The sequence below is a fragment of the Ensifer sp. genome (assembly GCF_035999185.1).
In the GTDB taxonomy this organism is placed as follows: domain Bacteria; phylum Pseudomonadota; class Alphaproteobacteria; order Rhizobiales; family Rhizobiaceae; genus Ensifer.
This window is the reverse complement of sequence record NZ_DASYHB010000196.1, coordinates 1-21,263: the sequence shown is the minus strand read 5'-3', so window position 1 is coordinate 21,263 and position 21,263 is coordinate 1. Positions and strand designations below refer to the sequence as shown.

The following is a 21,263-nucleotide window of genomic DNA, read 5'->3' as shown; positions in this document are numbered from 1 at the left end:
TCCCATTCATGCTCGCCTGGGAAACACAGCGTTTCCCGGATGAGCATTTGCTGCCCACCCGCGCGCCAACTATCTGTTGTGACAACACAAACAGGACGGGCACTATGGAACTCGGACTTTACACTTTTGCGGATGTCGATCCGAATGCTGCAGACAAGGGCAGGGAGGGGCAGCGGCGCCTCAACAACCTGCTTGAAGAGATCGAGCTTGCCGATCAGGTGGGGCTCGACGTCTTCGGGCTTGGCGAACACCACCGCCCCGACTATGCGGCTTCAGCGCCGGCGGTGATCCTTGCCGCTGCCGCCGCGAGGACGCAGAACATCCGGCTGACCAGCGCGGTTACGGTGTTGAGCTCCGACGATCCGGTGCGCGTCTTCCAGCAGTTCTCGACGCTGGACCTCATCTCCAACGGTCGCGCCGAGATCATGGCGGGCCGTGGATCCTTCATCGAATCCTTTCCGCTTTTTGGCCAGTCGCTCGACGACTACGACCAGCTTTTCGCCGAGAAGCTCGATCTGCTGATGGCGGTGCGCGACAGCGAGAAAGTTACCTGGGCAGGCGAGATGCGGCCGGCGATCAATGATCGCGGCGTCTACCCGCGTCCGTTGCAGGAGTTGCTGCCGCTCTGGATCGCCGTTGGCGGCACGCCGCAATCGGTGGCGCGCGCCGGTGCGCTCGGCCTGCCGGTGGCGCTGGCGATCATCGGCGGCGAGCCGAGGCGGTTTGCGCCGCTCTTCGATCTCTACCGCGAGGCGGCCCGTCGCGCCGGCCAGGATGCGGCCAAGCTGAAGACCAGCATCAACGTTCACGGTTTCATTGCCGATACGACCGATGTTGCCGCCGATCAGTTCTATGGGCCGCAGGCGGAAGTGATGAACCGCATCGGCCGCGAGCGCGGCTGGGGGCCGACGAACCGGGCGCATTTCGACCAGGCGCGCAGCCCCGACGGAAACCTGTTCCTCGGCGATCCGGAAACGGTGGCGAAGAAGATCGTCGAGAACTGGAAGCTCTTCCGCAACGACCGCTTCCTGCTGCAGATGGCGATTGGGCCGATGCCGCACGACCAGATCATGCGCGGCATCGAACTCTACGGCACAAAGGTGGCGCCGCTGGTGCGCAAGGCGCTGGCCGAGGAAAGGGCCGCGGCTCCGGCTGCCGTCTGATCGTTCGAGGGCCGGCGGCAGCGCCGGCCTTCTCGCTCGGTGCTGGCGTAACACACAACGACACGCTACATGTGAGCGCGAAAGCGAGACACGGATGACCCTCAACAACGAAGAAGACCTGCTGCGGCTGAAGGAAATCGGCCGCATCTGCGCCAATGCGCTGCAGGCAATGAGCGAGGCGCTTGAGCCCGGCATCACCACGGCGGAACTCGATGCGATCGGCCGCAAGGTGCTGGAGGAGGCGGGTGCGCGCTCGGCGCCCGAGCTTTGCTACAACTTTCCCGGTGCCACCTGCATCAGCGTCAACGAGGAAATTGCCCACGGCATCCCCGGCAGCCGTGTGATCAAGGCCGGTGATCTGGTCAACATCGACGTCTCGGCCGAAAAGGACGGTATCTTCGCCGATACCGGCGCGTCGTTCCCGGTGCCTCCGGTCACGGCTGCGATCGACCGGCTCTGCCGAGACGGCAAGCGGGCGATGTGGGTCGGCCTCAAGCAGGTACGCCCCGATCAGCCGCTGGCGGCGATCGGCAACGCGATCGGCGACTTTGCCCGCAAGAACCGCTATTCGCTCGTCACCAATCTCGCCAGCCACGGTATCGGACGCTCGCTGCACGAAGAGCCGACCGAGATCGCCACCTGGCCCGATCCCAAGGAGCGCCGCCGGATGACCGACGGCATGGTCTTCACCGTCGAGCCCTTCCTGTCGATGGGCGCGCAATGGGCCGAAGGCGGCAATGACGACTGGACGCTCTACAGCGATCCGCGCGCGCCGACGGTCCAGTACGAGCACACGGTCGTCGTCACCCGCGGTGGGCCGCTGGTGGTAACGCTGCCGGGTTAAACAACCACGTCCGGCGCGCGGCGTTCCGGCACGCGTCGGCCGCTAACCTGTTGAAATCGGCGATCGTTCGATTTTCTCAATAGGTCCTTCAATTATTGTCGTTTGTGATCTCTCGTGTTGCGGCGCAATAAAGTGGCATGACCACGCTCGACAGACCGCTTCAGACCAACATTTCCGCGACCGCAACTGCCGGTGCGGTTGCAATGGCCGTCGCCATGGGCTTCGGCCGGTTTTCCTATACGCCGATCCTGCCGGCGATGATGGCGGACCTCGGCTTGTCGCCGGGCGACGCGGGTCTCATCGCTTCGGCCAACTTTATCGGCTATCTCGCCGGAGCGATCCTTGCCGCCTATGGCTGGGCGCATGGGCATGAGCGCCGGATCGGCCTCTTCGCGCTTGCGGCGACCACGGTACTGCTCGCGGCCATGGGGCTTTCGTCCTCCGTTGTCGTGCTGGCGCTGATCCGCTTCCTCGCCGGGCTCGCCAGCGCCTTTGCCATGATCTTCATCTCCGGCATCGTGCTCGGCCACGGCCTCATGGCGCGGTCGGAGCATTTGCCGGCCGTCCATTTCGGCGGCGTCGGCCTTGGTATCGCGTTCTCTTCGCTCTCGGTTTGGGCGAACCCGCTCGCTGGCCACGCGGGGCTGTCGACCTCCCAAGGCGACTGGTTTGCCGGGGCTCTCGTCGGGCTGATCGGCACCATTGTCGTCGCGGCACTTTTGCCAGGCGTCCCATCCACCGGTGCCGGTACTGTGAGGGAAAAGCCACTTTTGTGGACGCGGCCCTTCACGGTGGTGACGCTGACCTATGCCCTTTTCGGCTTCGGATATGTGATCACCGCCACTTTCCTTGTCACGATGGCGCGCGATGCCAGTGGCGGCCATAGCATCGAGTTTCTCGCCTGGCTTCTGACGGGGCTTGCCGCAGCACTTTCCGTCTATCTCTGGCGGTTCGCCGTGCCGCGCTTCGGCCTTGCCGGTGTCTATGCCATCGGCCTGCTGGTCGAGGCGGTGGGGCTGGTGCTGACAGTCAGCTTGCCCTTGCCCTACGCGCCGCTAGCCGGCGGGGTGATGCTCGGCGCCACCTTCATGATGATCACCGCCTATGGCCTGCAGATCGGCAGGCGGCTTGCGCCGGAAAGCCCGCGCAAGGCGTTGGCGCTGATGACGGCTGCCTTTGGTATCGGCCAGATCATCGGGCCGCTCGTTGCCGGCTGGCTTGCGGAGCGCACCGGCAGCTTCGCAGCGCCGACCTTGATTGCGGCCGCGGTGCTGCTTGTCTGTGGCGGGGTTATCGTCATCGAGTTGAAGCGGATTTCGGCAGCCCTGAACGCGTGAGGAACGGCGAAAAACCTGCCATTCGCACGCCCCTTGTCCGGATGAAATAACAGTAACGTTTACATTACCCGATTGTTGACGGCGGCGCTTTGCCCTAGTTTCGGCGCTTCGGGAGGCGAGTTGTTCTCCTCCTCCGAAACGAGAGTGCCGCACTTGTTCCTATCCTTCTTTCCGAAGCCGAAGCTCTTCTTCATATCCTTTGTCGTCTGGTCGCTGGTTGCCGTAGCCTTCTGGTATGGCGGCGGCGAACAGCTGGGCGCCGTCTTCGGAATGCCGCCTTTGGCCGCGGATGCGCCGCCGATCACCGGCATCTCTGCCTTCTGGTCGCCGGCCTTCATCTGGTTCTACCTCTATTTCGCGCTTGTCGTCGGGCTGTTTGCCGCTTTCTGGTACGTCTACTCGCCGCACCGTTGGCAGAACTGGTCGATCCTCGGCTCGGCACTCATCCTCTTCGTTACCTATTTTCAGGTGCAGGTCAGCGTCGCGATCAACAACTGGTACGGCCCGTTCTGGGATCTGATCCAGGCAATTGTGTCGAAGACGAAGGTGGTGACGGCAGCCGAGTTCTATGGAGAAATCGGTGTCTTTCTCGGCATCGCCATGGTCGCGGTCGCGGTCGCGGTGATGACCCGCTTTTTCGTCAGCCACTACATCTTCCGCTGGCGGACGGCGATGAACGAATACTACATGGCCCACTGGGGCAGGCTGCGCCATATCGAAGGTGCATCGCAACGTGTGCAGGAAGATACGATGCGCTTTTCCACGACAGTGGAGGGCCTTGGCGTCAGTCTCATCGACAGCGTGATGACGCTGATTGCGTTTACCCCGGTGCTGATCCGGCTTTCGGCCAATGTCAGCGAGCTGCCGATCGTCGGCGCCATCCCCTATCCGCTGGTGACAGCTGCTGTCCTTTGGTCGCTGTTCGGCACGGTGTTTCTGGCGCTTGTCGGTATCAAGCTGCCGGGCCTCGAGTTTCGCAACCAGCGCGTGGAGGCGGCTTACCGCAAGGAGTTGGTCTATGGTGAAGACCACGCCGATCGCGCCCAGCCGCCGACGGTCGCCGATCTCTTCGAGAACGTTCGCCGGAACTATTTCCGGCTCTATTTTCACTATCTTTACTTCAACATCGCCCGCATTTTCTACTTGCAGATCAACGGCATCTTTTCGCTGCTGATCCTCGCGCCGTCGATCATCGCTGGCAAGATCACGCTCGGTGCGCTCAATCAGATCTCCGGTGCTTTCGGGCAGGTGACGTCATCGTTCCAGTACCTCGTTTCGTCCTGGCCGACGATCGTCGAACTGCTGTCGATCTACAAGCGCCTGCGCGCTTTCGAAGCCGCAATCGATGACGAGCCGCTGCCGGAAATCGAGCAGAAGTTCATAGCCGTTGGCGGCAACGAAGAGCTGGCCTGAGGCGAGCGAATGAAACCAATCAGAAGGCGGTTCGACCCGCCTTCTTTTTTGCCTGCTCGATCAAAGGCAAAGCCTGGGCGTAGCTGACACAGGCAACATCTGCCTTGCCGCAAACTTCGCTCAAGAGCCGGTCAAGCGCGCGCCAGTAGGCACCGCCGTTCATCTCGACGAAATGGAAGCCGAGCTGCAGCGGGATGCGGTCACCTGAATATTCGCGGTCGAAGGCTTTGCGATAGGCCTCGTAGGTGCGCGCCTCGAAGCGCGCGCTGTCCTTCTTGTTCTCGACGCCCATCGAGTGGCGGACGAAGAGATTGTAGTCCATGCCGATGACGGGACGCTGCGAAGGTCCTTCGGGGATCAGCGGCAGGCCGAAGCGCGGCAGCCCGTCCTTCGTCGTCGGCCAGCCCGGGCCCTTAGTCACAAGGCTGGCGTCATAGGTGAAATTGTCCGCCTTCAGCGCCGGCAGCAGGCCATCGCTCAAGGAGAGATAGGGCGCGCGGAAACCCTTGATGCCGGTTTTGGCGAATTCGGACCAGCCGGCCGGTTCCGCTTCGGGCTTGCCCGCCTTCTTCCAGGCATCGCTTAGCGCCGTGTTGAAGGTCGCAAATTCGCTCTGCCAGTCGGCCTTGCTCCAGCCCTTGCCGTCGAAATGGCCGCAGGCGTGGCTGGCGATGTCGTGGCCGTCGAGATGGGCCCGCCAGATATGGCCGGCGCGCGCGGCGATTTCTTCACGGCTCTGGGCAAAGCCGACATTGGAGCGGCCGGGCTTCTGTCCCGGTGGCCGGTAGATTTCCTTGCCATCCGCCCGCGTCATCAGGAAGGTGCAGGAGAGGAAGTAGGTGAAATGCGCGCCGGTGCGCTTGGCCATCGCCAGGCTCTTTTCCCACAGCGCGTTGTCGTGCGCGCCGTCGAAGGAAACGATGACGAGCTGCTTGTCGCCAGCCGGGGCCGTGGCCGGGGTCGATGGTTCGGCCGCTGCAAGGGCGGGACAGAGGGCGAGCGAAATGGCGAGGGGAATACGGATCATGATCAACTGCAATGATTTGTTTTGTCGGAAATGGTTCGAAAATGCGGCAATCCTTTGATCGCTCTGGAAAAAAGCCGCCATCAAGGCTACTCCATAGCGGCCTGGACCGGAATCGGCCCAGCGTCGAATGACACAGAAAATCAAAGTGCTGCAGCGACCCGCTCTTGTCCCTTCGGGCATGCGGCGCTGAGCAGGTCCGATATCTCGAACAAAGCGGTGGCCTCATGGCGATACTCGTACTCGGCATCATTCTTTTCCTCGGCCTGCATCTCATCCGCGTGGTTGCGCCTGGCTTTCGCGCCGGGGTCATCGAAAGCCGCGGCAAGGGCACCTGGATGGCGATCTACGCCGTCTTCAGCCTCATCGGCCTCTGTCTGATCATTTACGGCTTCGGTCAGGCCCGAAGCGAAACCGGGATGCTCTACAATCCCCCGGTGTTCCTGCGCCATATCGCGCTGCTGCTGATGCTCTTTGCGTTCATTAGTGCCGCTGCCGGCTTCCTGCCGGCGGGGCGCATTGCGGTGGCGTTGAAGCACCCGCAGGTGCTGTCGATCAAGATCTGGGCGCTGGCGCATCTGCTGGCCAACGGCGAGACGTCCTCCGTGCTGCTGTTCGGCTCGTTTCTCGCCTGGGCCGTCATCCTGCGCATTTCGCTGAAACGCCGCGAGCGGGCGGGCGAGCGCGTGTTGCCGGTGTTCAAATCGTCGGCCAACGACGTGCTGGCTGTCGTCATCGGCCTCGTCGTCTACGTGCTCTTCGTCTGGAAGCTGCACGAATGGTTGATCGGCGTTGCGCCCGTTGCGATGGGCTAAATAACGTTCGCCCCCTTACAAGCGCCGCAAAATCGGGTAGAAGGCGCAAAATCCATGAAAGTGCGGCGCGCGCATAAGGACGCGCTCAGCACGTTCGAAGAGTTTGAGATCGCGTGCTGTTCCCGTCGATGACGGTTCGAACGGCACGCCAGTGCAGGCAAGGCCGGGGCAGCAGATGGCGAACCAAGACGACAGCTTTATCCGCGAGGTCAATGAGGAACTGCGTTCGGAGCAGATGAAGAACATCTGGGCCCGGTTCGGCGGTGTCATTGCGGCGATCGCCGTGCTCATCGTTCTCGGCACGATCGGCAAGGTTGGCTTCGACTATTGGCAGGACAACGCCTCCTCGAAATCGGGCGATGCGTTCCTGCAGGCGCTGAACCTCGCCAAGGAAAACAAGTCGGACGAGGCATTGGCTGCGTTGAACGGTCTCGAGAAGGACGGCTACGGCGCCTATCCGGTGCTCGCTCGTCTGCGCGCCGCCACGCTTCAGGCCCAGAAGGGCGAAACGGACGCGGCGGTGAAGGCGTTTTCGGACATCGGCAAGGACGCCAACGTTCCGGAAGCCATCCGCGACGCGGCCCGCCTGCGTGCCGCCTATCTGCTGGTTGACGCCGGCAGCTACGAGCAGGTCTCGGCCGAGGTCGAGCAGCTTGCAGCGCCGCAGAACAACATGCGCCATTCGGCACGCGAGGCGCTTGGTCTTGCAGCCTACAAGGCCGGCGACTACGCCAAGGCGAAGACCTGGTTCCAGCAGATCGTCGACGATGCGCAGAGCCCGCGCAACGTCACGGGACGCGCACAGATGCTGCTCGACGTGATCGCCGCCAGCGGCAAGGCGTAAGTTTCCGCCCGTCCTGCAAGGGATGGGCATAAGGGTGCAAGACCCGTTCGAATCAGCGCATGATCCCAAGATCGTTCCCGGTCTTGGGGTTGTGCGCTAAAGCATTTAAAGCAGTTCCAGCAAAAGTGCGCAGCGGTTTTGCGTCCGGGACTGCGACAGTTAGATGAGCAGTTCCAGCAAAAGTGCGCAGCGGTTTTGCGTCCGGAACTGCGTAGGAAAACGGAACAGTTCCTGGTGGAACTGTCGCTGCCCAATGCGGCAGAAAACAAGATTTGAGTGCGGCCTGCCGGATCGGCTGGGGCGCTCCAAGCGGAAACGGAATAGATCCATGAGCTTCACCGTCGCCATCGTCGGGCGTCCCAATGTCGGCAAGTCCACCTTGTTCAACCGTCTGGTCGGCAAGAAGCTGGCGCTCGTCGATGACACTCCCGGCGTTACCCGCGACCGGCGGCCCGGGGATGCCAAGCTGATCGACCTGCGCTTCCGCATCATCGACACGGCGGGTCTTGAGCAATCGGCGCCCGATACGCTGCAGGGCCGCATGTGGGCGCAGACGGAAGCCGCGATCGATGAGGCCGATCTCTCGCTGTTCCTCGTCGATGCCAAGGGCGGTCTGACGCCGGCCGACGAGACCTTGGCCGAAATGCTGCGCCGTCGCGGCAAGCCAGTGGTGCTGGTTGCCAACAAGTCCGAAGCGCGTGGCTCGGACGGCGGTTTCTACGATGCCTTCACGCTCGGCCTTGGCGAACCCTGCCCGATCTCGGCCGAACACGGCCAGGGCATGCTCGACCTGCGCGACGCGATCGTGGCTGCGATCGGCGAGGAGCGCGCCTTTCCGCCGGAAGATGACGTGGCCGAGACCGATATCGACCTCAGCCCGACGTTTAAAGACGAAGACGGCGAAGAAGAAGTCGAGGCTGCCTATGACGAGACCAAGCCGTTGCGCGTGGCGATCGTCGGCCGCCCGAACGCTGGCAAGTCGACGCTCATCAACCGTTTCCTCGGGGAAGACCGGCTCTTGACCGGCCCGGAAGCCGGCATCACTCGCGATTCCATTTCGGTCGAATGGGACTGGCGTGGCCGCACCATCAAGATGTTCGACACCGCCGGCATGCGCCGCAAGGCCAAGGTGCAGGAGAAGCTCGAAAAGCTCTCGGTTGCCGACGCTTTGCGCGCCATTCGCTTTGCCGAAACGGTCGTCATCGTCTTCGACGCAACCATTCCCTTTGAAAAGCAGGACCTTCAGATCGTCGATCTCGTCCTGCGCGAGGGCAGGGCGGCGGTGCTTGCCTTCAACAAGTGGGATCTGGTCGAGGACTGGCAGACGGTGCTTGCCGACCTTCGCGAAAAGACCGAGCGGCTGCTGCCGCAGGCGCGCGGCATCCGCGCCGTGCCGATCTCCGGTCATACCGGCTATGGCCTCGACCGGCTGATGCAGGCGATCATCGAAACGGACAAGACCTGGAACCGGCGCATCTCGACTGCGCGGCTCAACCGTTGGCTCGATTCGCAGCAGATCCAGCATCCGCCACCGGCCGTTTCCGGCCGTCGTCTGAAACTGAAGTACATGACGCAGGTGAAGGCCCGCCCGCCGGGCTTCATGATCTCCTGCACGCGTCCTGACGCGCTGCCGGAATCCTACATTCGCTACCTGATCAATGGCCTGCGCAACGACTTCGACCTGCCGGGCGTGCCGATCCGCATGCACTTCCGGTCGGGCGACAATCCCTACGAATCGAAGGCGAAGAAGCGCCGCTAAGCGGTCCGGCTGCTGACAGCCGTTGAGATTGCTTTTGTGCGGGCGGCTCATTCCACCCTCCCTCATCCTCGCCTTGTGGCGGGGATCCGGCGGTCCGACGTCCGTCGGATCAAAAGACCCTTTCAGCACAAGGATCTGGGCTGATCCCGCAGTTCCAATGGAACTGCCAGAGATTCCTGCGACAAGCACATGACGGACATGTGGGGTGGCGCAAGGGTTTCCCGACAAACAACGACCAGCAATATCTTGGCCAGTTGTGTGGAAAGGTCCCTAGGCGCTTTCCACTGCCGGTTAAGCGGCAGGCAGTTTTTCTTTTGCCACCAGCGCGCCGTGATGGCCGATGACGCCGGCCGCGACGCTTGCCGCGAACGCAGCAGCCTGCGCGGGCGTATCGCCGGCAACGAGGCGAGCGACGAAAGCACCATTGAAGCTGTCGCCGGCACTGGTCGTATCGACGACACGTTCGACCGGTGTCGCCGGGACGTGCTCAACCGGCCTGTCGCCGAAGGCGAGGGTCACGCCCTTTTCGCCATCCTTGACGACGACATTTTCGGCGCCGAGGCTCTTGTAGCGCGCGATCGTCGCTTCGATCGAGGCGTCGCCGAAATGGGTGATTTCGTCGTCGAAGCTCGGCATGACGAGGCTTGCGGCGCGAGCGCCGTCGGTCAGCGTGCGGCGCATGCGCTCGGCGTCGTCCCAGAGCCGGGGGCGGATATTCGGGTCGAAGACCACCAGTTTGCCGGCGGCCCGCGCACGGCGCAGTTCCGACAGCAGCGTTTCGACGGCGTCTGGCGCGAGGATCGCGAGCGTGATGCCTGAGTAGAGGATGAGGTCCGAGCCTTCGATGGCGCGACGGAGATGATCGGCATCGTCGGCCAAGAGCTTTGCAGCCGAATGGGAGCGCCAGTAGGAGAAGCTGCGCTCTCCGTCCTTCAGGTGGATCATGTAGAGGCCGGCCGAGCGGTTTTCGATGCGCCGCACGGCCGACGTGTCTATCTCTTTTTCGGCCATGAAGGCGAGCATCTCGTCCGACACCGTATCGGTACCGACGGCGGAGCAGTAGCCGACGGTCCAGTCGACGGGCATGAAGAGGCGTGCGTAATAGGCGGCGTTGAAGGTGTCGCCGGCATAGCCCTTGCGCAGCAGGCCGCCATCCGCCTGCATGAGCTCGACCATGCACTCCCCGATCGCAAGCATCTTACCGGCCACGTCTTTCCTCCTCGCAAAAATTTCGCCTGTGACGGGATAAGGGGCTCCGTCGTTCACGGCAAGAGATTGTTTCCGGTGATGCGGTCGCGGAGACAGGACGGCGTTTACTGATCCGCCGGGCAAGGCTACACCTTTGTTCGACGGATCGTCTTTGAGGGGGCATTCATGGCGTCTCTGCAGGTTTCGGGTGAGGACTGGTGGCGCGGCGCGGTGATCTACCAGGTTTATCCGCGCTCTTTCCAGGATACCGATGACGATGGCGTCGGCGATCTGAAGGGCGTCACCCGGCGCCTGGCGCATATTGCCTCGCTCGGCGTCGATGCGATCTGGCTGTCGCCGTTCTTCACCTCGCCACAGGCCGATATGGGCTACGACGTGTCGGACTATTGCGACGTCGACCCAATGTTCGGCACGCTCGCCGATTTTGACGAGATGCTTGGTGAAGCCCATCGCCTCGGTCTCAAGGTGATCATCGACCAGGTGATCTCGCATACATCCGACCGCCATCCCTGGTTTGTCGAAAGCCGATCCAGCCGGGCGAATCCCAAAGCGGATTGGTATGTCTGGGCCGATCCGAAGCCGGATGGCACCGCACCCAACAACTGGCTGTCGATCTTCGGCGGTCCGGCCTGGGAGTGGGACGGGGTGCGCAAGCAATATTACATGCACAATTTCCTGGGCTCCCAGCCCGACCTCAACTTCCACAATCCCGAAGTGCAGGACGCGGTGCTCGATGCCGCCCGCTTCTGGCTCGACCGCGGCGTCGATGGTTTCCGCCTCGACACGGTGAACTTCTACTTCCACGACAAGCATCTGCGCGACAACCCGCCGCTCGTTCCCGACCCGGACGCCACCAGCAACGATGCGCCCGACGTGAACCCCTACGGCATGCAGGACCATCTCTTCGACAAGAGCCAGCCGGAGAACGTCGCCTTCCTCCAGCGGTTCCGGGCGCTGCTCGACCGGTACGACGCCCGCATGACGGTCGGCGAGGTGGGTGACGGTGCGCGGTCGCTGAAGACGGTGGCCGCCTATACGGGCGGCGGCGACAAGCTCAACATGTGCTACACCTTCGACCTCTTGGGTCCCGATTTCACGGCAACGCATATCCGCCGCTGCGTCGAGAATTTCCAGAAGGCCGTGACCGACGGCTGGGTGTGCTGGGCCTTCTCCAACCATGACGTGACCCGTCATGTCAGCCGTTTCGCCAAGGGCGAGGCGGAGCGGGAGACAGTGGCGCGGCTGGCGATCACGCTTTTGTCCTGCCTGCGCGGCTCGATCTGCCTTTACCAGGGCGAAGAACTGGGACTGCCGGAGGCGGGGCTTGCCTTCGAAGACCTGCGCGACCCCTACGGCATCCGCTTCTGGCCGTCCTACAAGGGTAGGGACGGGTGCCGTACGCCGATGGTGTGGGAAGAGGCAGCGGCGAACGCCGGTTTCACCGGCGGCAAGCCCTGGTTGCCGGTCAAGCCGGAACATCAGCGACTGGCGGTCGATACCCAGGAGACAGGCGACACCGTGCTCGACCATTACCGGGCGACGCTCGCCTTCCGCAAAGCGCAACCGGCCCTGCGCGACGGAACGCTACGCTTCCTCGACAGCAACAGCGACCTTCTCGCCTTCGTTCGCGAGAAGGATGGCGAGCGGTTGCTGTTCGTTTTCAACCTCACGCGCGAGCCGCTTGAGTTTCTGGCGCCGGCCGCCTCGATGCAACCCCTGGATTTGCCCGGATATCCGGCACGCCTCGAAGCCGGTAGCATCAAGATTGCTGGGCTGTCGGTCTTCTCTGGGAAACTCTGATGCGCGTGTTGTTGATGGACCACGAAACGATCGCCCGATGGGTCGAAATGCGGCTCGCACTCTGGCCGGATACGCCGGAAGCGGAGCACCGCGCCAAGGTCGAATCGTCTCTTGCCGAAGGCGACCGATATGCATCGTTTCTGTGCGAGGACGAGGTCGGGGTTGCTGCCGGCTTTGCCGAGGCATCGCTTCGTCGCGATTACGTCAATGGCTGCGAGACCTCGCCGGTGGCGTTCCTCGAAGGCATTTATGTCTTGCCCGCGTACCGGCGCCGTGGCGTGGCACGGGCGCTGATCACGGCGGTGGAACGCTGGGCGGCGAGCCAGGGGTGCCAGGAACTCGCCTCCGACACAGCGACGGACAATCTCAGGAGCCAGAGCCTGCACACGGCGCTGGGCTTCGAGGAGACGGAGCGGGTCGTCTATTTCCGCAAGGAACTGTTGCCGGTCGCGGCCAACAATTGAGACGCCTCTACTGCATGTTTTGTCCTCTCATCGTCTCCGATTAGAGGACAGAACATGCAGCATTCAAAGTACTGTAGCGACCTTTGCGCGCCCGATAAGGCGCGCGGCGCTGTAGCTTCACCCGATCAGCATGAACTTGTCGACGTCGACGAGCCCGCGGTCGGAGATCTTCAGATGCGGGATCACCGGCAGCGGCAGGAAGGCAAGCTGAAGGAACGGCTCCTCCAGCGTGGCGCCGAGCGCGAAGGCCGCCTGTCTCAGGTGGTGCAGCGTGTCGCGAACGGACTCGTAAGGCTCGAGGCTCATCAGGCCCGCGACCGGCAGCGCGATCTCGCCGGTCACCTTGCCGTCTTCGACGACGACGAAGCCGCCCTTGATCTCGCCGAGCCGGTTGGCGGCGATCGCCATGTCTTCTTCGCTGACGCCGACAACACAGATGTTGTGGCTGTCGTGGCCGACGGTGGAGGCGATGGCGCCCTTCTTCAGTCCGAACCCTTGCACGAAGCCGTTGGCGTGGTTGCCGTTGACGCCGTGGCGCTCGATGACGGCGACCTTGATGATGTCACGGCCAAGATCGACGCCGGTCTGGTTGCCGACGGCCGGCAGGCGGTAGCGTCGGTGCTCGGTGATGATCTTGCCGGGCAGAACCCCGATGACGGAGGTATCGCCATCGGTGACGGGCACGCCGAAGGCGCTGGCATGGACATGGCCGGCCTTGACGCTGTCGAGCCCGACGGGCGCGACCGGCTTGCGGGTTGCAAACAGCGCGTCGGTCACGCGGCGGCCGCCGGAAAACACCGTCTCGGCCTTGCAGTTCTCCAGGCTGTCGATGACCACGAGATCGGCGCGCCAGCCCGGAGCGACAAGGCCGCGATCGCGCAGGCCGAAGGCGCGCGCGGCCGAGATCGAGGCGGCGCGATAGATCGCCAGCGGCTCGACACCGGCAGCGATTGCCGTGCGGATCATGTGGTCGAGATGGCCCTGCTCGGCGATGTCGAGCGGGTTGCGGTCGTCGGTGCAAAGCGCCAGATGCGGCGACAGCCGTTCGGTGATGATGGGCATCAGCGCGTGCAGGTCCTTGGAGACCGAGCCCTCGCGCACGAGGATATGCATGCCCTTTCGCATCTTCTCCATGGCCTCCTCGGCCGTGGTGCATTCATGCTCGGTGCGGATGCCGGCTGAGAGATAGCCGTTCAGGTCCTTGCCCGACAGCAGCGGCGCGTGGCCGTCGATATGCCCGCCCTGGAACGCCTCGAGCTTGGCGAGACAGACCGGGTCCTTGTGCACGACGCCGGGAAAATTCATGAACTCGGCGAGGCCGATGACCTTGGGGTGGCGACGGAAGGGCAGCAGCCTCTCGATCGGAAGGTCGGCACCCGAAGTTTCCAGATGGGTCGCCGGCACGCAGGAGGAGAGCTGGACGCGGATGTCCATGATCGTCTCGAGCGCGGAATCGAGGAAGAACTCGATGCCTTCGGTGCCGAGCACGTTGGCGATCTCGTGCGGATCGCAGATGACGGTGGTGATGCCGAGCGGCAGGACGCAGCGATCGAACTCGTGCGGGGTGACCAGCGAGGATTCGATGTGCAGATGGGTGTCAATGAAACCGGGCACGACGATGCGGCCGGTGATGTCGATTTCCTCGCGGCCCACATAGCTGCCGAAGGTGCCGACGATACGGTCGCCGGAGATGGCGATGTCGGAGGCGACCAGTTCGCCGGTCACGAGATCGAAGAAGCGGCCGCCTTTCAAGACGATGTCGGCGGGCTCGCGTCCGACGCCCTGATCGATGTAGCGTTCCAGCGTTTCGGACATGAGGCAACTCCAGTTTCTTTTGTGCGCCCGGCGCGGTCGAGCGGCCGCCGCCGGGTTCCTTGTGGCAGATAAGAGTAACCCTTCCCCCGTTGCCGGGGAAAGGGTCAAGATCGTTGGCGGTCAGCCTTATCAGATGTTGTTGTTGAGAACGGCGCGCAGCTTGCCGAAGAGTTCGTCGATCTGCGCCTTGGTGATGATCAGTGGCGGCGACAGCGCGATGATGTCGCCGGTCGTGCGGATCAACAGGCCGCTCTCGTAGGCCTTGAGGAAGGCCGAGAAGGCACGCTTGGTCGGGTCGCCGGCGATCGGTTGCAATTCGATCGCGCCGATCAGGCCGAGGTTACGGATGTCGATGACATGCGGGCAGTCTCTCAGCGAATGCAGGCCTTCTTCCCAATAGGGTGCAAGCTCGGCGGCACGTGTGAGCAAGCCTTCTTCCTTGTAGGTGTCGAGCGTGCCAAGGGCGGCGGCGGACGCGATCGGGTTGCCCGAGTAGGTGTAGCCGTGGAAGAACTCGATCATGTGCTCCGGGCCGTTCATGAAGGCATCATGGATCTCGGAAGTGACGAAGACCGCGCCCATCGGAATGACGCCGTTGGTCAGGCCCTTGGCCGTGGTGATGATATCCGGCTTCACATCGAAATACTGCGCGGCGAACGGCGTGCCGAGGCGGCCGAAACCGGTGATGACTTCATCGAAGATCAACAGGATGCCGTGCTTGGTGCAGATGTCGCGCAGCTTCTTGAGGTAGCCCTTCGGCGGGATCAGCACGCCGGTGGAACCGGCGACCGGCTCGACGATGACGGCTGCGATGGTGGAGGCGTCATGCAGCGTGACGATACGCTCGAGTTCGGTTGCGATATCGCCGCCATGCTCCGGCTCGCCCCGGGTAAAGCCATTTTGGGCCGGCAAGTGCGTGTGCGGCATGTGGTCGACGCCCGTCAGAAGCGTGCCGAACATCTTGCGGTTTGAGACGATGCCGCCGACCGAGATGCCGCCGAAGTTGACGCCGTGATAGCCGCGTTCGCGACCGATCAGGCGGAAGCGCGAGCCGTCGCCCTTGGCGCGGTGATAGGCGAGCGCAACCTTGAGGGCGGTATCGACCGATTCCGAGCCGGAATTGGTGTAAAGGACGTGGTTCATGCCTTCAGGCGCGATATCGACCAGGCGGTTTGCCAGTTCGAAGGCCTTGGGGTGTCCAAGCTGGAAGGCCGGTGCATAGTCGAGTTCGCCCGCCTGTTCGCGGATCGCCTCGGTGATCTTCGGGCGACAATGGCCGGCGTTCACGCACCAGAGCCCCGCCGTTCCGTCCAGCACCGTGCGACCGTCATGGGTCGTGTAGTGCATGTCCTTGGCGCCGACGAACAGGCGCGGCTCTTTCTTGAACTGCCGGTTCGCAGTGAACGGCATCCAGAAGGCGCGCAGATCGTTCGGCGTATTGAGGCGGTTCGACATTCCAGTTCTCCTCGGTCGGTCTCAGGCAGGCGGCGCTGCCCGCTCATTTTTTTACCCTTTGGTCAAACTATCAGGGCGCCGGGTCGCGTCAAGTCTCGCAACCCTGCTCACAGGTCGCCCGTCGAGGCGGCGTTTTTTTGTCGCGGCGCCGGAAATTTTCTCAAGCTTAACCTGTTTGCGGCAACCCTCTGCTGCCATGCCTTGCCGGGTCCGTGGCCGCCTTCAAAAAAGGCCTCTCCACCTCATGACCTGGCCTGACGTATCGGGAGTTCAGCACGTGTCGAGGTTCGGGATAGTACACGCGGCGATTGCCGCGCTCTTCCTGCCGGGCCTGGCGACAGCCGCCGAGCTGATAGCCGACGGTCAGTTCGAAGACGCCCGCGACACGTTTTGGGCGAGTGACGGCTTGAGGCTTGAACGGTCTGGCGGTCAGCTCTGCGCGGAGGTCGAAAGCGGCGGCGACGTCTGGAGCCAACTCATCGGCGTCAACGGTTTGAAGCTCGTGCCAGGGCGCGTCTATCGCCTGTCGATGAAAGTGGCGACCAACCCGGCGCGTGCGGTGCCGGCAAGAGTGCAGCGGGCTGCCGACCCCTGGACCGCAGCCGCCGAGTTCACGGTCGCGGGTTCTGCGAGCGGGACAGCGTTTTCGGCGGAATTCGAGGCTCCTGAACCGGATGAGGCGCAGCTGGTGTTTGCACTCGGCGGGACCGAGGGCGGCCAGGTGTGCCTCGACGACGTGTCGCTGGCGGCGACGGGTGCCATGGCGCGGGCGGCAAAGCGGGCTTTCGAAGGGCCGGCCATTCGCGTCAATCAGCTTGGCTACCTGACCGATGGGCCGAAGCGGGCGACCTTTGTCGCCGACGCGAAGCGGCCGATCGACTTTCAATTGATGGATGCCAAGAACAGGATCGTCGGTAAGGGCAAGACACAGCCACACGGCTTCGATCCCACGGCCGGCGTCGAAACGCAGGTCGCGGACTTCTCGACTTTTGCGACCGCCGGCGACGGCTATCGCCTCGTGTCGGGCGATTGGGCCAGCGACCGCTTTTCGGTCAGTGACGATCTCTACGGCCGACTGCGCACCGACGCATTGTCCTGGTTCTACCCGCAACGCAGCGGCGTCGAGATAGAGGCGTCGATTGCCGGCAAGGCCTATGCCCGGCCTGCCGGCCATGTCGGCATCGCGCCGAACCAGGGCGACAAGGCGGTCCCTTGTCTCGATGGCAAACAGGCCGAGACGCTCTATGGCGACTGGTCGTGCGCCTACCGGCTTGATGTGACCGGCGGCTGGTACGATGCCGGTGACCACGGCAAGTATGCGGTCACCGGCGCACTGTCGGCGGCACAGCTTCTGGCCGCCTACGAGCGTGGCCGTGCTTTTTCCAAGGGCTCGCCGGTGACGCGTGACGGTGTGTCGCGCATTCCGGAAAACGGCAACGGCCTGCCCGATGTTCTCGACGAAGCGCGCTGGGAGTTGGATTTCCTCCTGCGCATGATGGTGCCGGATGGCGAACCGCTGGCGGGCATGGTGCACCACAAGGTCCACGATACCGCCTGGACGGACGCGCCGATGCTGCCGGGGGAAGATCCGCAGCCGCGGGCGCTGCATCGTCCTTCGACCGCAGCAACGCTCGATGTCGCTGCCGTCGCTGCCCAGGGGGCCAGGCTCTTTGCCGAAGAAAACCCGACGTTTTCGGCGCGACTGCTTGCCGCCGCGCGCAAGGCGTGGGTGGCAGCCAACTCCAATCCGCCGCTGTTCGCGCCGAAATCGGACGGACAGATGGGAGGCGGCGACTATGACGACGACAGCATTTCGGACGAGCTCTTTTGGGCGGCGACCGAGCTTTATCTGACGACCGGCAATCGCGAGTATCTGAGAAGCTTGCGGGCATCCCCGCTCTGGAAGGCGGAGGCTTTTTCACCCACGGGCGCCTTCGATTGGCGCAACGTTGCGGGCTTCGCGCGCCTGCAACTGGCGCTCTACGGCACCGACCTGCCGACGGCGGACCGCGCCATGATCCGCAATTCCGTGCTTTCGGCGGCGCAGCAACTGCTGACTCTGCAACGGGCCGAGCCCTTCGGCATCGTCTATCAGCCCCGGGATCGGCGCTATGACTGGGGCTCCAACCAGTTGATGCTGCAAAATATCATCGTGCTTTCGGCCGCCTTCGATCTCTCGGGCGAGAGGGTCTTTCTAAATGGCGCGCGTGAGGGCATGGACTACATTCTCGGCCGCAATGCGCTGGGCTTGTCCTACGTTACCGGCTATGGCACCCGCTCGCCACAGAACCAGCACAGCCGCTGGTATGCGCACCAGCGCGATCAGAGGCTGCCCAACCCGCCTGTCGGGTCGCTTGCCGGCGGGCCGAACTCGACCTTTGTCGACGATATCGCCAAGGAGCATCTGCGCGGCTGCGCGCCGCAGACCTGCTATGTCGACGATATCGAAGCCTACGGGTCCAATGAAATCGCCATCAACTGGAACGCACCGCTCGTCTACGTCGCGTCGTTCCTGGCTGATGCCCGATAGGAGGTAGCGTGACCGGGATTGCCTTTGTCGGAACGGGCTTTGTCGCCGACTACTACATGACGACACTCGCCAACCACCCTCAGCTGCGGCTCGTCGGTGTCTGGGACCGCGACGCCGAACGCCTCGATGCCTTTGCGCGCCACTGGGCGGTTTCGGCCTATGCTTCAATGGATGCGCTTTTGGCCGATCCGGCCGTGTCGATCGTCGTCAACCTGACGACGCCCGAGAGCCACTATACCGTAAACCGCGCCGCCCTTTCGGCCGGAAAGCACGTCTATTGCGAGAAGCCGTTGGCGATGTCGGTCGACGAGGCGAGCGAACTCGTCGCGCTTGCCCGTGATCGGGCGCTGGTTTTGGCCGGCGCGCCAGCCAATGGCCTCAGTGATGCCCAGGCGCTCTGCGCAAGCCTGCTCGAGGCCGGCGCCATCGGTACGCCAAGGCTGGTCTATGCCGAGATGGAAGATGGACCGGTCTTCAAGGCGAACTGGCGCGCCTGGCGCAGCCGCTCTGGCGCCCGCTGGCCGGGTGTGCACGAATTCGAAGTCGGTTGTACGCTCGAACATGCGGGCTACGCGACAAGCTGGCTGGTTTCGCTGTTCGGCCCGATCGCGGAGGTGAGCGCCGTTTCGGCACTCACTTTCCCGGACAAGGGGCCGGGCACAGAAACGCTGGCACTCGGTCCCGATTTTTCGGTGGGATGCCTGACGTTCCGCTCCGGCGTGACGGCGCGCGTCACCTGCGGTCTGGCGGCCCCGCGCGACCGGTCGCTGACCGTGATCGGCGACAGGGGCGTGATCGTGGTGCGCGATCTCTGGGACAATCGTTCGCCGGTGCACGTCGAGGCGTTCGGTGCGAAACGTGCGCTGATGCATCGCGGGCTCGACTGGCTGGAATGGAAGCTCGGGCGCAAGCTGCCCGTTCGCCTCTATCCGGGAACGAAGGTTCGCTACCCCAAGAAGCCAGGTGCGACGGCGCTTCCTGCCTTCCCGTCGCAGATCGATTTCATGCGTGGCATTGCCGTGCAGGCCGATGCGATCGCGCGGGGCGACACGCCATTCTTCTCCGGCGCGACGGCGCGGCATCTGACCGAGGTCGTGCTCGCACTCAACAGCGGCTGGCAGGGCTATCGGCCGCTCGATCTTTAAAGCAATTCCAGGAAAAGTGTAAAACGGTTTTCCGTCCGGAATTGTGTAATATCAGAGAGTTAGGTCCGCCCATCCTCGACGGCGTGCGGCGTGGTCCTTGAAGCGCGGCGCGATCTTTCAGATTTGCTCGCACTTAGCGTTGGTCTGCTTCAGGCCGCCGCGTGCTTTGCGCGGATCGCCTCGATGATTTCCAGCGCCTGGATGCTGCGCGACAGCGGCATCAGCACATGCTCGCACCGGCCCTCCAGAATGGCGGCGCTTGCGGCCTCGATCTCGAATTGCAGGCCATGGCCGGGAAAGCCGTGGTCGAAACGCTCAAGGCCGGGCAGGGGAATGCGCCGGGCAACTTTGAAAAGGGCCTGCCCTCTAGATGCCAGCAGCCGGCGGGCGGGGCTGCCGGTGGCAATGAAAATTCGGCTTGCCTTCAGGAAGGGTGCGTCGATGGCGAGCGTGCCACGATCGCCTTCGATGATGAAGCGGTTGCTGCCGTTGCGGTCGAAACCGCAGGCGAGCTCAGCGTCGAAACCGCCGTAGGTCAACTGAATGGTCGTTGCGAGATCGACGCCGGAGGGCGCGCTTTTCCAGGTGCCGCCAATGGCTGCCGGCGCTCCAAAGAGATTGAGGCACAGCGCAATCGGGTAGACGCCGAGATCGAGCAGCGAACCGCCGCCAAGGCCCGGATCGAAGAAGCGGCTGTTTGCGTCGAAGGGCTTTTCGTAGGCGAGTTCTGCGCTCACGTGCCGGATGGTGCCAAGCGCCTCGCTCTCAAGAAGCGCGCGAACCCGCGATAGCGCCGGGAGGAAGTTGGTCCACAGCGCTTCCATTGCGAAGGTGCCGCTGGCGGCGGCTGCGCTTGCGAGCGCACGCGCATCGGCAAGCGTTGTCGTCAACGGCTTTTCGACCAGGACGGCCTTGCCGGCTGAAAGCGCGATGGCGGCATGTTCGCGATGCAGCGCATTGGGAGAGGCGATGTAGATTGCGTCGATATCCGGCGCGTCGACAAGCGCCTCGATGCTTTGATAGCTGCTGATCTTGCCGAACCGCTCGGCAAAGGCGTCGGCCGTCGCAGCGCTGCGCGATGAAACGGCGCCCAGGCGCGCGTTCGCCACGTACCGAAAGTCTGATGCAAAACTGTTCGCGATGGTGCCGGTGCCGGCAATGCCCCAACGGACCTTGTCACGCATTCTCGTTTGTCCGCTGTTGCCTGCGATCTGTCGCGCGACATGGTGGCGCCGAAGTCTCAAGGCCCGGTAAACGCAGAGACTTTTGTGTCTTTTCTGGCGCCCACAAAAGAATAAGCCCCGCGCGATTTCTCGTGTGGGGCTGTTCCAGCGGGTCCGCAGGTGCGGACTTAAGATCAGGCCGACTTGCGGACCGGAGTCTTTTCTGCGGTGGCGTTCTGTTCGTCGCCGTAGATCTGGGACAGCGTGCCCAAAATCCGCATCACCGCGTCCGATGAGCTCGAATAATAAATCGTCTGCGCATCGCGACGCGTGCTGACCAAATTCTGGGCACGGAGCTTGGAAAGATGCTGGGAGAGAGCCGACTGGCTCAGCCCAACCTTGTTGGCCAATGCGCCGACTGCCATCTCTTCCTTGACAAGGGAATCGAGGATGAGGAGGCGCTTAGGATTTGCCATGGCCGAG

17 protein-coding genes are annotated in these 21,263 nt (G+C 63.3%); 11 read left to right on the top strand and 6 right to left on the bottom strand.

Annotation, left to right across the window (positions count from 1 at the left end):
• Positions 1–104 precede the first annotated feature (104 nt).
• The 4 genes from VGO04_RS26410 to sbmA all read left to right on the top strand — a co-directional run bounded on the left by VGO04_RS26410 (position 105) and on the right by sbmA (position 4,757).
• Positions 105–1,163: an LLM class flavin-dependent oxidoreductase gene (locus VGO04_RS26410; RefSeq protein WP_327498928.1), complete on the top strand. Its 1,059-nt coding sequence runs from the start codon at positions 105–107 to the stop codon at positions 1,161–1,163.
• Between the two features lie 94 nt (positions 1,164–1,257).
• Positions 1,258–2,007 carry a type I methionyl aminopeptidase gene (map, locus tag VGO04_RS26405; RefSeq protein WP_327498927.1) on the top strand — a complete coding sequence of 250 codons (750 nt, stop codon included), beginning with the start codon at positions 1,258–1,260 and terminating at the stop codon, positions 2,005–2,007.
• A 137-nt stretch (positions 2,008–2,144) separates the two neighbouring features.
• The gene (locus VGO04_RS26400) at positions 2,145–3,344 is read left to right on the top strand and encodes an MFS transporter (RefSeq protein WP_327498926.1); all 1,200 of its coding nucleotides are present in this window, start codon (positions 2,145–2,147) and stop codon (positions 3,342–3,344) included.
• Between the two features lie 153 nt (positions 3,345–3,497).
• Complete coding sequence (gene sbmA / locus VGO04_RS26395; RefSeq protein WP_327498925.1) at positions 3,498–4,757, top strand: peptide antibiotic transporter SbmA; 1,260 nt, start codon at positions 3,498–3,500, stop codon at positions 4,755–4,757.
• Between the two features lie 19 nt (positions 4,758–4,776).
• On the opposite strand, the gene VGO04_RS26390 is transcribed toward sbmA, so the two are convergent.
• Complete coding sequence (locus tag VGO04_RS26390) at positions 4,777–5,784, bottom strand: polysaccharide deacetylase (RefSeq protein ID WP_327498924.1); 1,008 nt, start codon at positions 5,782–5,784, stop codon at positions 4,777–4,779.
• Positions 5,785–6,008: 224 nt separating this feature from the next.
• Between VGO04_RS26390 and VGO04_RS26385 the strand changes: the two genes are divergently transcribed.
• From VGO04_RS26385 to der, 3 genes are all read left to right on the top strand, one after another.
• Positions 6,009–6,596, top strand: a complete 588-nt coding sequence (locus VGO04_RS26385; protein ID WP_327498923.1) for an NnrU family protein — start codon at positions 6,009–6,011, stop codon at positions 6,594–6,596.
• A gap of 175 nt (positions 6,597–6,771) precedes the next feature.
• The gene (locus VGO04_RS26380) at positions 6,772–7,440 is read left to right on the top strand and encodes a tetratricopeptide repeat protein (RefSeq protein WP_327498922.1); all 669 of its coding nucleotides are present in this window, start codon (positions 6,772–6,774) and stop codon (positions 7,438–7,440) included.
• 328 nt (positions 7,441–7,768) lie between these two features.
• Complete coding sequence (gene der / locus VGO04_RS26375) at positions 7,769–9,199, top strand: ribosome biogenesis GTPase Der (RefSeq protein ID WP_327498921.1); 1,431 nt, start codon at positions 7,769–7,771, stop codon at positions 9,197–9,199.
• 291 nt (positions 9,200–9,490) lie between these two features.
• Here the strand turns inward: der and VGO04_RS26370 are convergent, their stop codons facing one another.
• The gene (locus tag VGO04_RS26370; RefSeq protein WP_327498920.1) at positions 9,491–10,408 is read right to left on the bottom strand and encodes a sugar kinase; all 918 of its coding nucleotides are present in this window, start codon (positions 10,406–10,408) and stop codon (positions 9,491–9,493) included.
• A 165-nt stretch (positions 10,409–10,573) separates the two neighbouring features.
• Here VGO04_RS26370 and VGO04_RS26365 point away from each other — a divergent pair, with 165 nt between their 5' ends.
• Positions 10,574–12,208 (top strand): alpha-glucosidase family protein, encoded by a 1,635-nt coding sequence (locus VGO04_RS26365; protein ID WP_327498919.1) that lies wholly within the window; start codon positions 10,574–10,576, stop codon positions 12,206–12,208.
• The gene (gene aac(6') / locus VGO04_RS26360) at positions 12,208–12,672 is read left to right on the top strand and encodes an aminoglycoside 6'-N-acetyltransferase (RefSeq protein WP_327498918.1); all 465 of its coding nucleotides are present in this window, start codon (positions 12,208–12,210) and stop codon (positions 12,670–12,672) included. The genes VGO04_RS26365 and aac(6') overlap by 1 nt, the downstream gene beginning before the upstream one ends.
• A 117-nt stretch (positions 12,673–12,789) precedes the next feature.
• Here aac(6') and ade read toward each other — a convergent pair whose 3' ends face one another.
• Positions 12,790–14,487, bottom strand: coding sequence for an adenine deaminase (gene ade / locus VGO04_RS26355; RefSeq protein WP_327498917.1), 1,698 nt, complete (start codon positions 14,485–14,487; stop codon positions 12,790–12,792).
• A 129-nt stretch (positions 14,488–14,616) separates the two neighbouring features.
• The gene (locus tag VGO04_RS26350; protein WP_327498916.1) at positions 14,617–15,942 is read right to left on the bottom strand and encodes an aspartate aminotransferase family protein; all 1,326 of its coding nucleotides are present in this window, start codon (positions 15,940–15,942) and stop codon (positions 14,617–14,619) included.
• 277 nt (positions 15,943–16,219) lie between these two features.
• Here VGO04_RS26350 and VGO04_RS26345 point away from each other — a divergent pair, with 277 nt between their 5' ends.
• Both VGO04_RS26345 and VGO04_RS26340 read left to right on the top strand, forming a co-directional pair.
• Positions 16,220–18,472 (top strand): glycoside hydrolase family 9 protein, encoded by a 2,253-nt coding sequence (locus tag VGO04_RS26345; protein ID WP_327498914.1) that lies wholly within the window; start codon positions 16,220–16,222, stop codon positions 18,470–18,472.
• A gap of 56 nt (positions 18,473–18,528) precedes the next feature.
• Positions 18,529–19,617, top strand: a complete 1,089-nt coding sequence (locus VGO04_RS26340) for a Gfo/Idh/MocA family oxidoreductase (RefSeq protein ID WP_327498933.1) — start codon at positions 18,529–18,531, stop codon at positions 19,615–19,617.
• Positions 19,618–19,766: 149 nt separating this feature from the next.
• On the opposite strand, the gene VGO04_RS26335 is transcribed toward VGO04_RS26340, so the two are convergent.
• Both VGO04_RS26335 and VGO04_RS26330 read right to left on the bottom strand, forming a co-directional pair.
• Complete coding sequence (locus tag VGO04_RS26335) at positions 19,767–20,801, bottom strand: Gfo/Idh/MocA family oxidoreductase (RefSeq protein ID WP_327498913.1); 1,035 nt, start codon at positions 20,799–20,801, stop codon at positions 19,767–19,769.
• 173 nt (positions 20,802–20,974) lie between these two features.
• Positions 20,975–21,263 (bottom strand): metalloregulator ArsR/SmtB family transcription factor (locus VGO04_RS26330; protein ID WP_327498912.1); only part of this gene is annotated, 289 nt, incomplete at its 5' end.

Excerpts from the sequence above, each read along its gene's own strand:
- VGO04_RS26340 (WP_327498933.1), top strand. The coding sequence starts at position 18,529 with ATGACGACACTCGCCAACCACCCTCAGCTGCGGCTCGTCGGTGTCTGG.
- der (WP_327498921.1), top strand. The coding sequence starts at position 7,769 with ATGAGCTTCACCGTCGCCATCGTCGGGCGTCCCAATGTCGGCAAGTCC.
- VGO04_RS26390 (WP_327498924.1), bottom strand. The coding sequence starts at position 5,784 with ATGATCCGTATTCCCCTCGCCATTTCGCTCGCCCTCTGTCCCGCCCTT.
- VGO04_RS26385 (WP_327498923.1), top strand. The coding sequence starts at position 6,009 with ATGGCGATACTCGTACTCGGCATCATTCTTTTCCTCGGCCTGCATCTC.
- VGO04_RS26335 (WP_327498913.1), bottom strand. The coding sequence starts at position 20,801 with ATGCGTGACAAGGTCCGTTGGGGCATTGCCGGCACCGGCACCATCGCG.
- VGO04_RS26410 (WP_327498928.1), top strand. The coding sequence starts at position 105 with ATGGAACTCGGACTTTACACTTTTGCGGATGTCGATCCGAATGCTGCA.
- map (WP_327498927.1), top strand. The coding sequence starts at position 1,258 with ATGACCCTCAACAACGAAGAAGACCTGCTGCGGCTGAAGGAAATCGGC.
- VGO04_RS26380 (WP_327498922.1), top strand. The coding sequence starts at position 6,772 with ATGGCGAACCAAGACGACAGCTTTATCCGCGAGGTCAATGAGGAACTG.
- VGO04_RS26350 (WP_327498916.1), bottom strand. The coding sequence starts at position 15,942 with ATGTCGAACCGCCTCAATACGCCGAACGATCTGCGCGCCTTCTGGATG.
- ade (WP_327498917.1), bottom strand. The coding sequence starts at position 14,487 with ATGTCCGAAACGCTGGAACGCTACATCGATCAGGGCGTCGGACGCGAG.
- VGO04_RS26365 (WP_327498919.1), top strand. The coding sequence starts at position 10,574 with ATGGCGTCTCTGCAGGTTTCGGGTGAGGACTGGTGGCGCGGCGCGGTG.
- VGO04_RS26400 (WP_327498926.1), top strand. The coding sequence starts at position 2,145 with ATGACCACGCTCGACAGACCGCTTCAGACCAACATTTCCGCGACCGCA.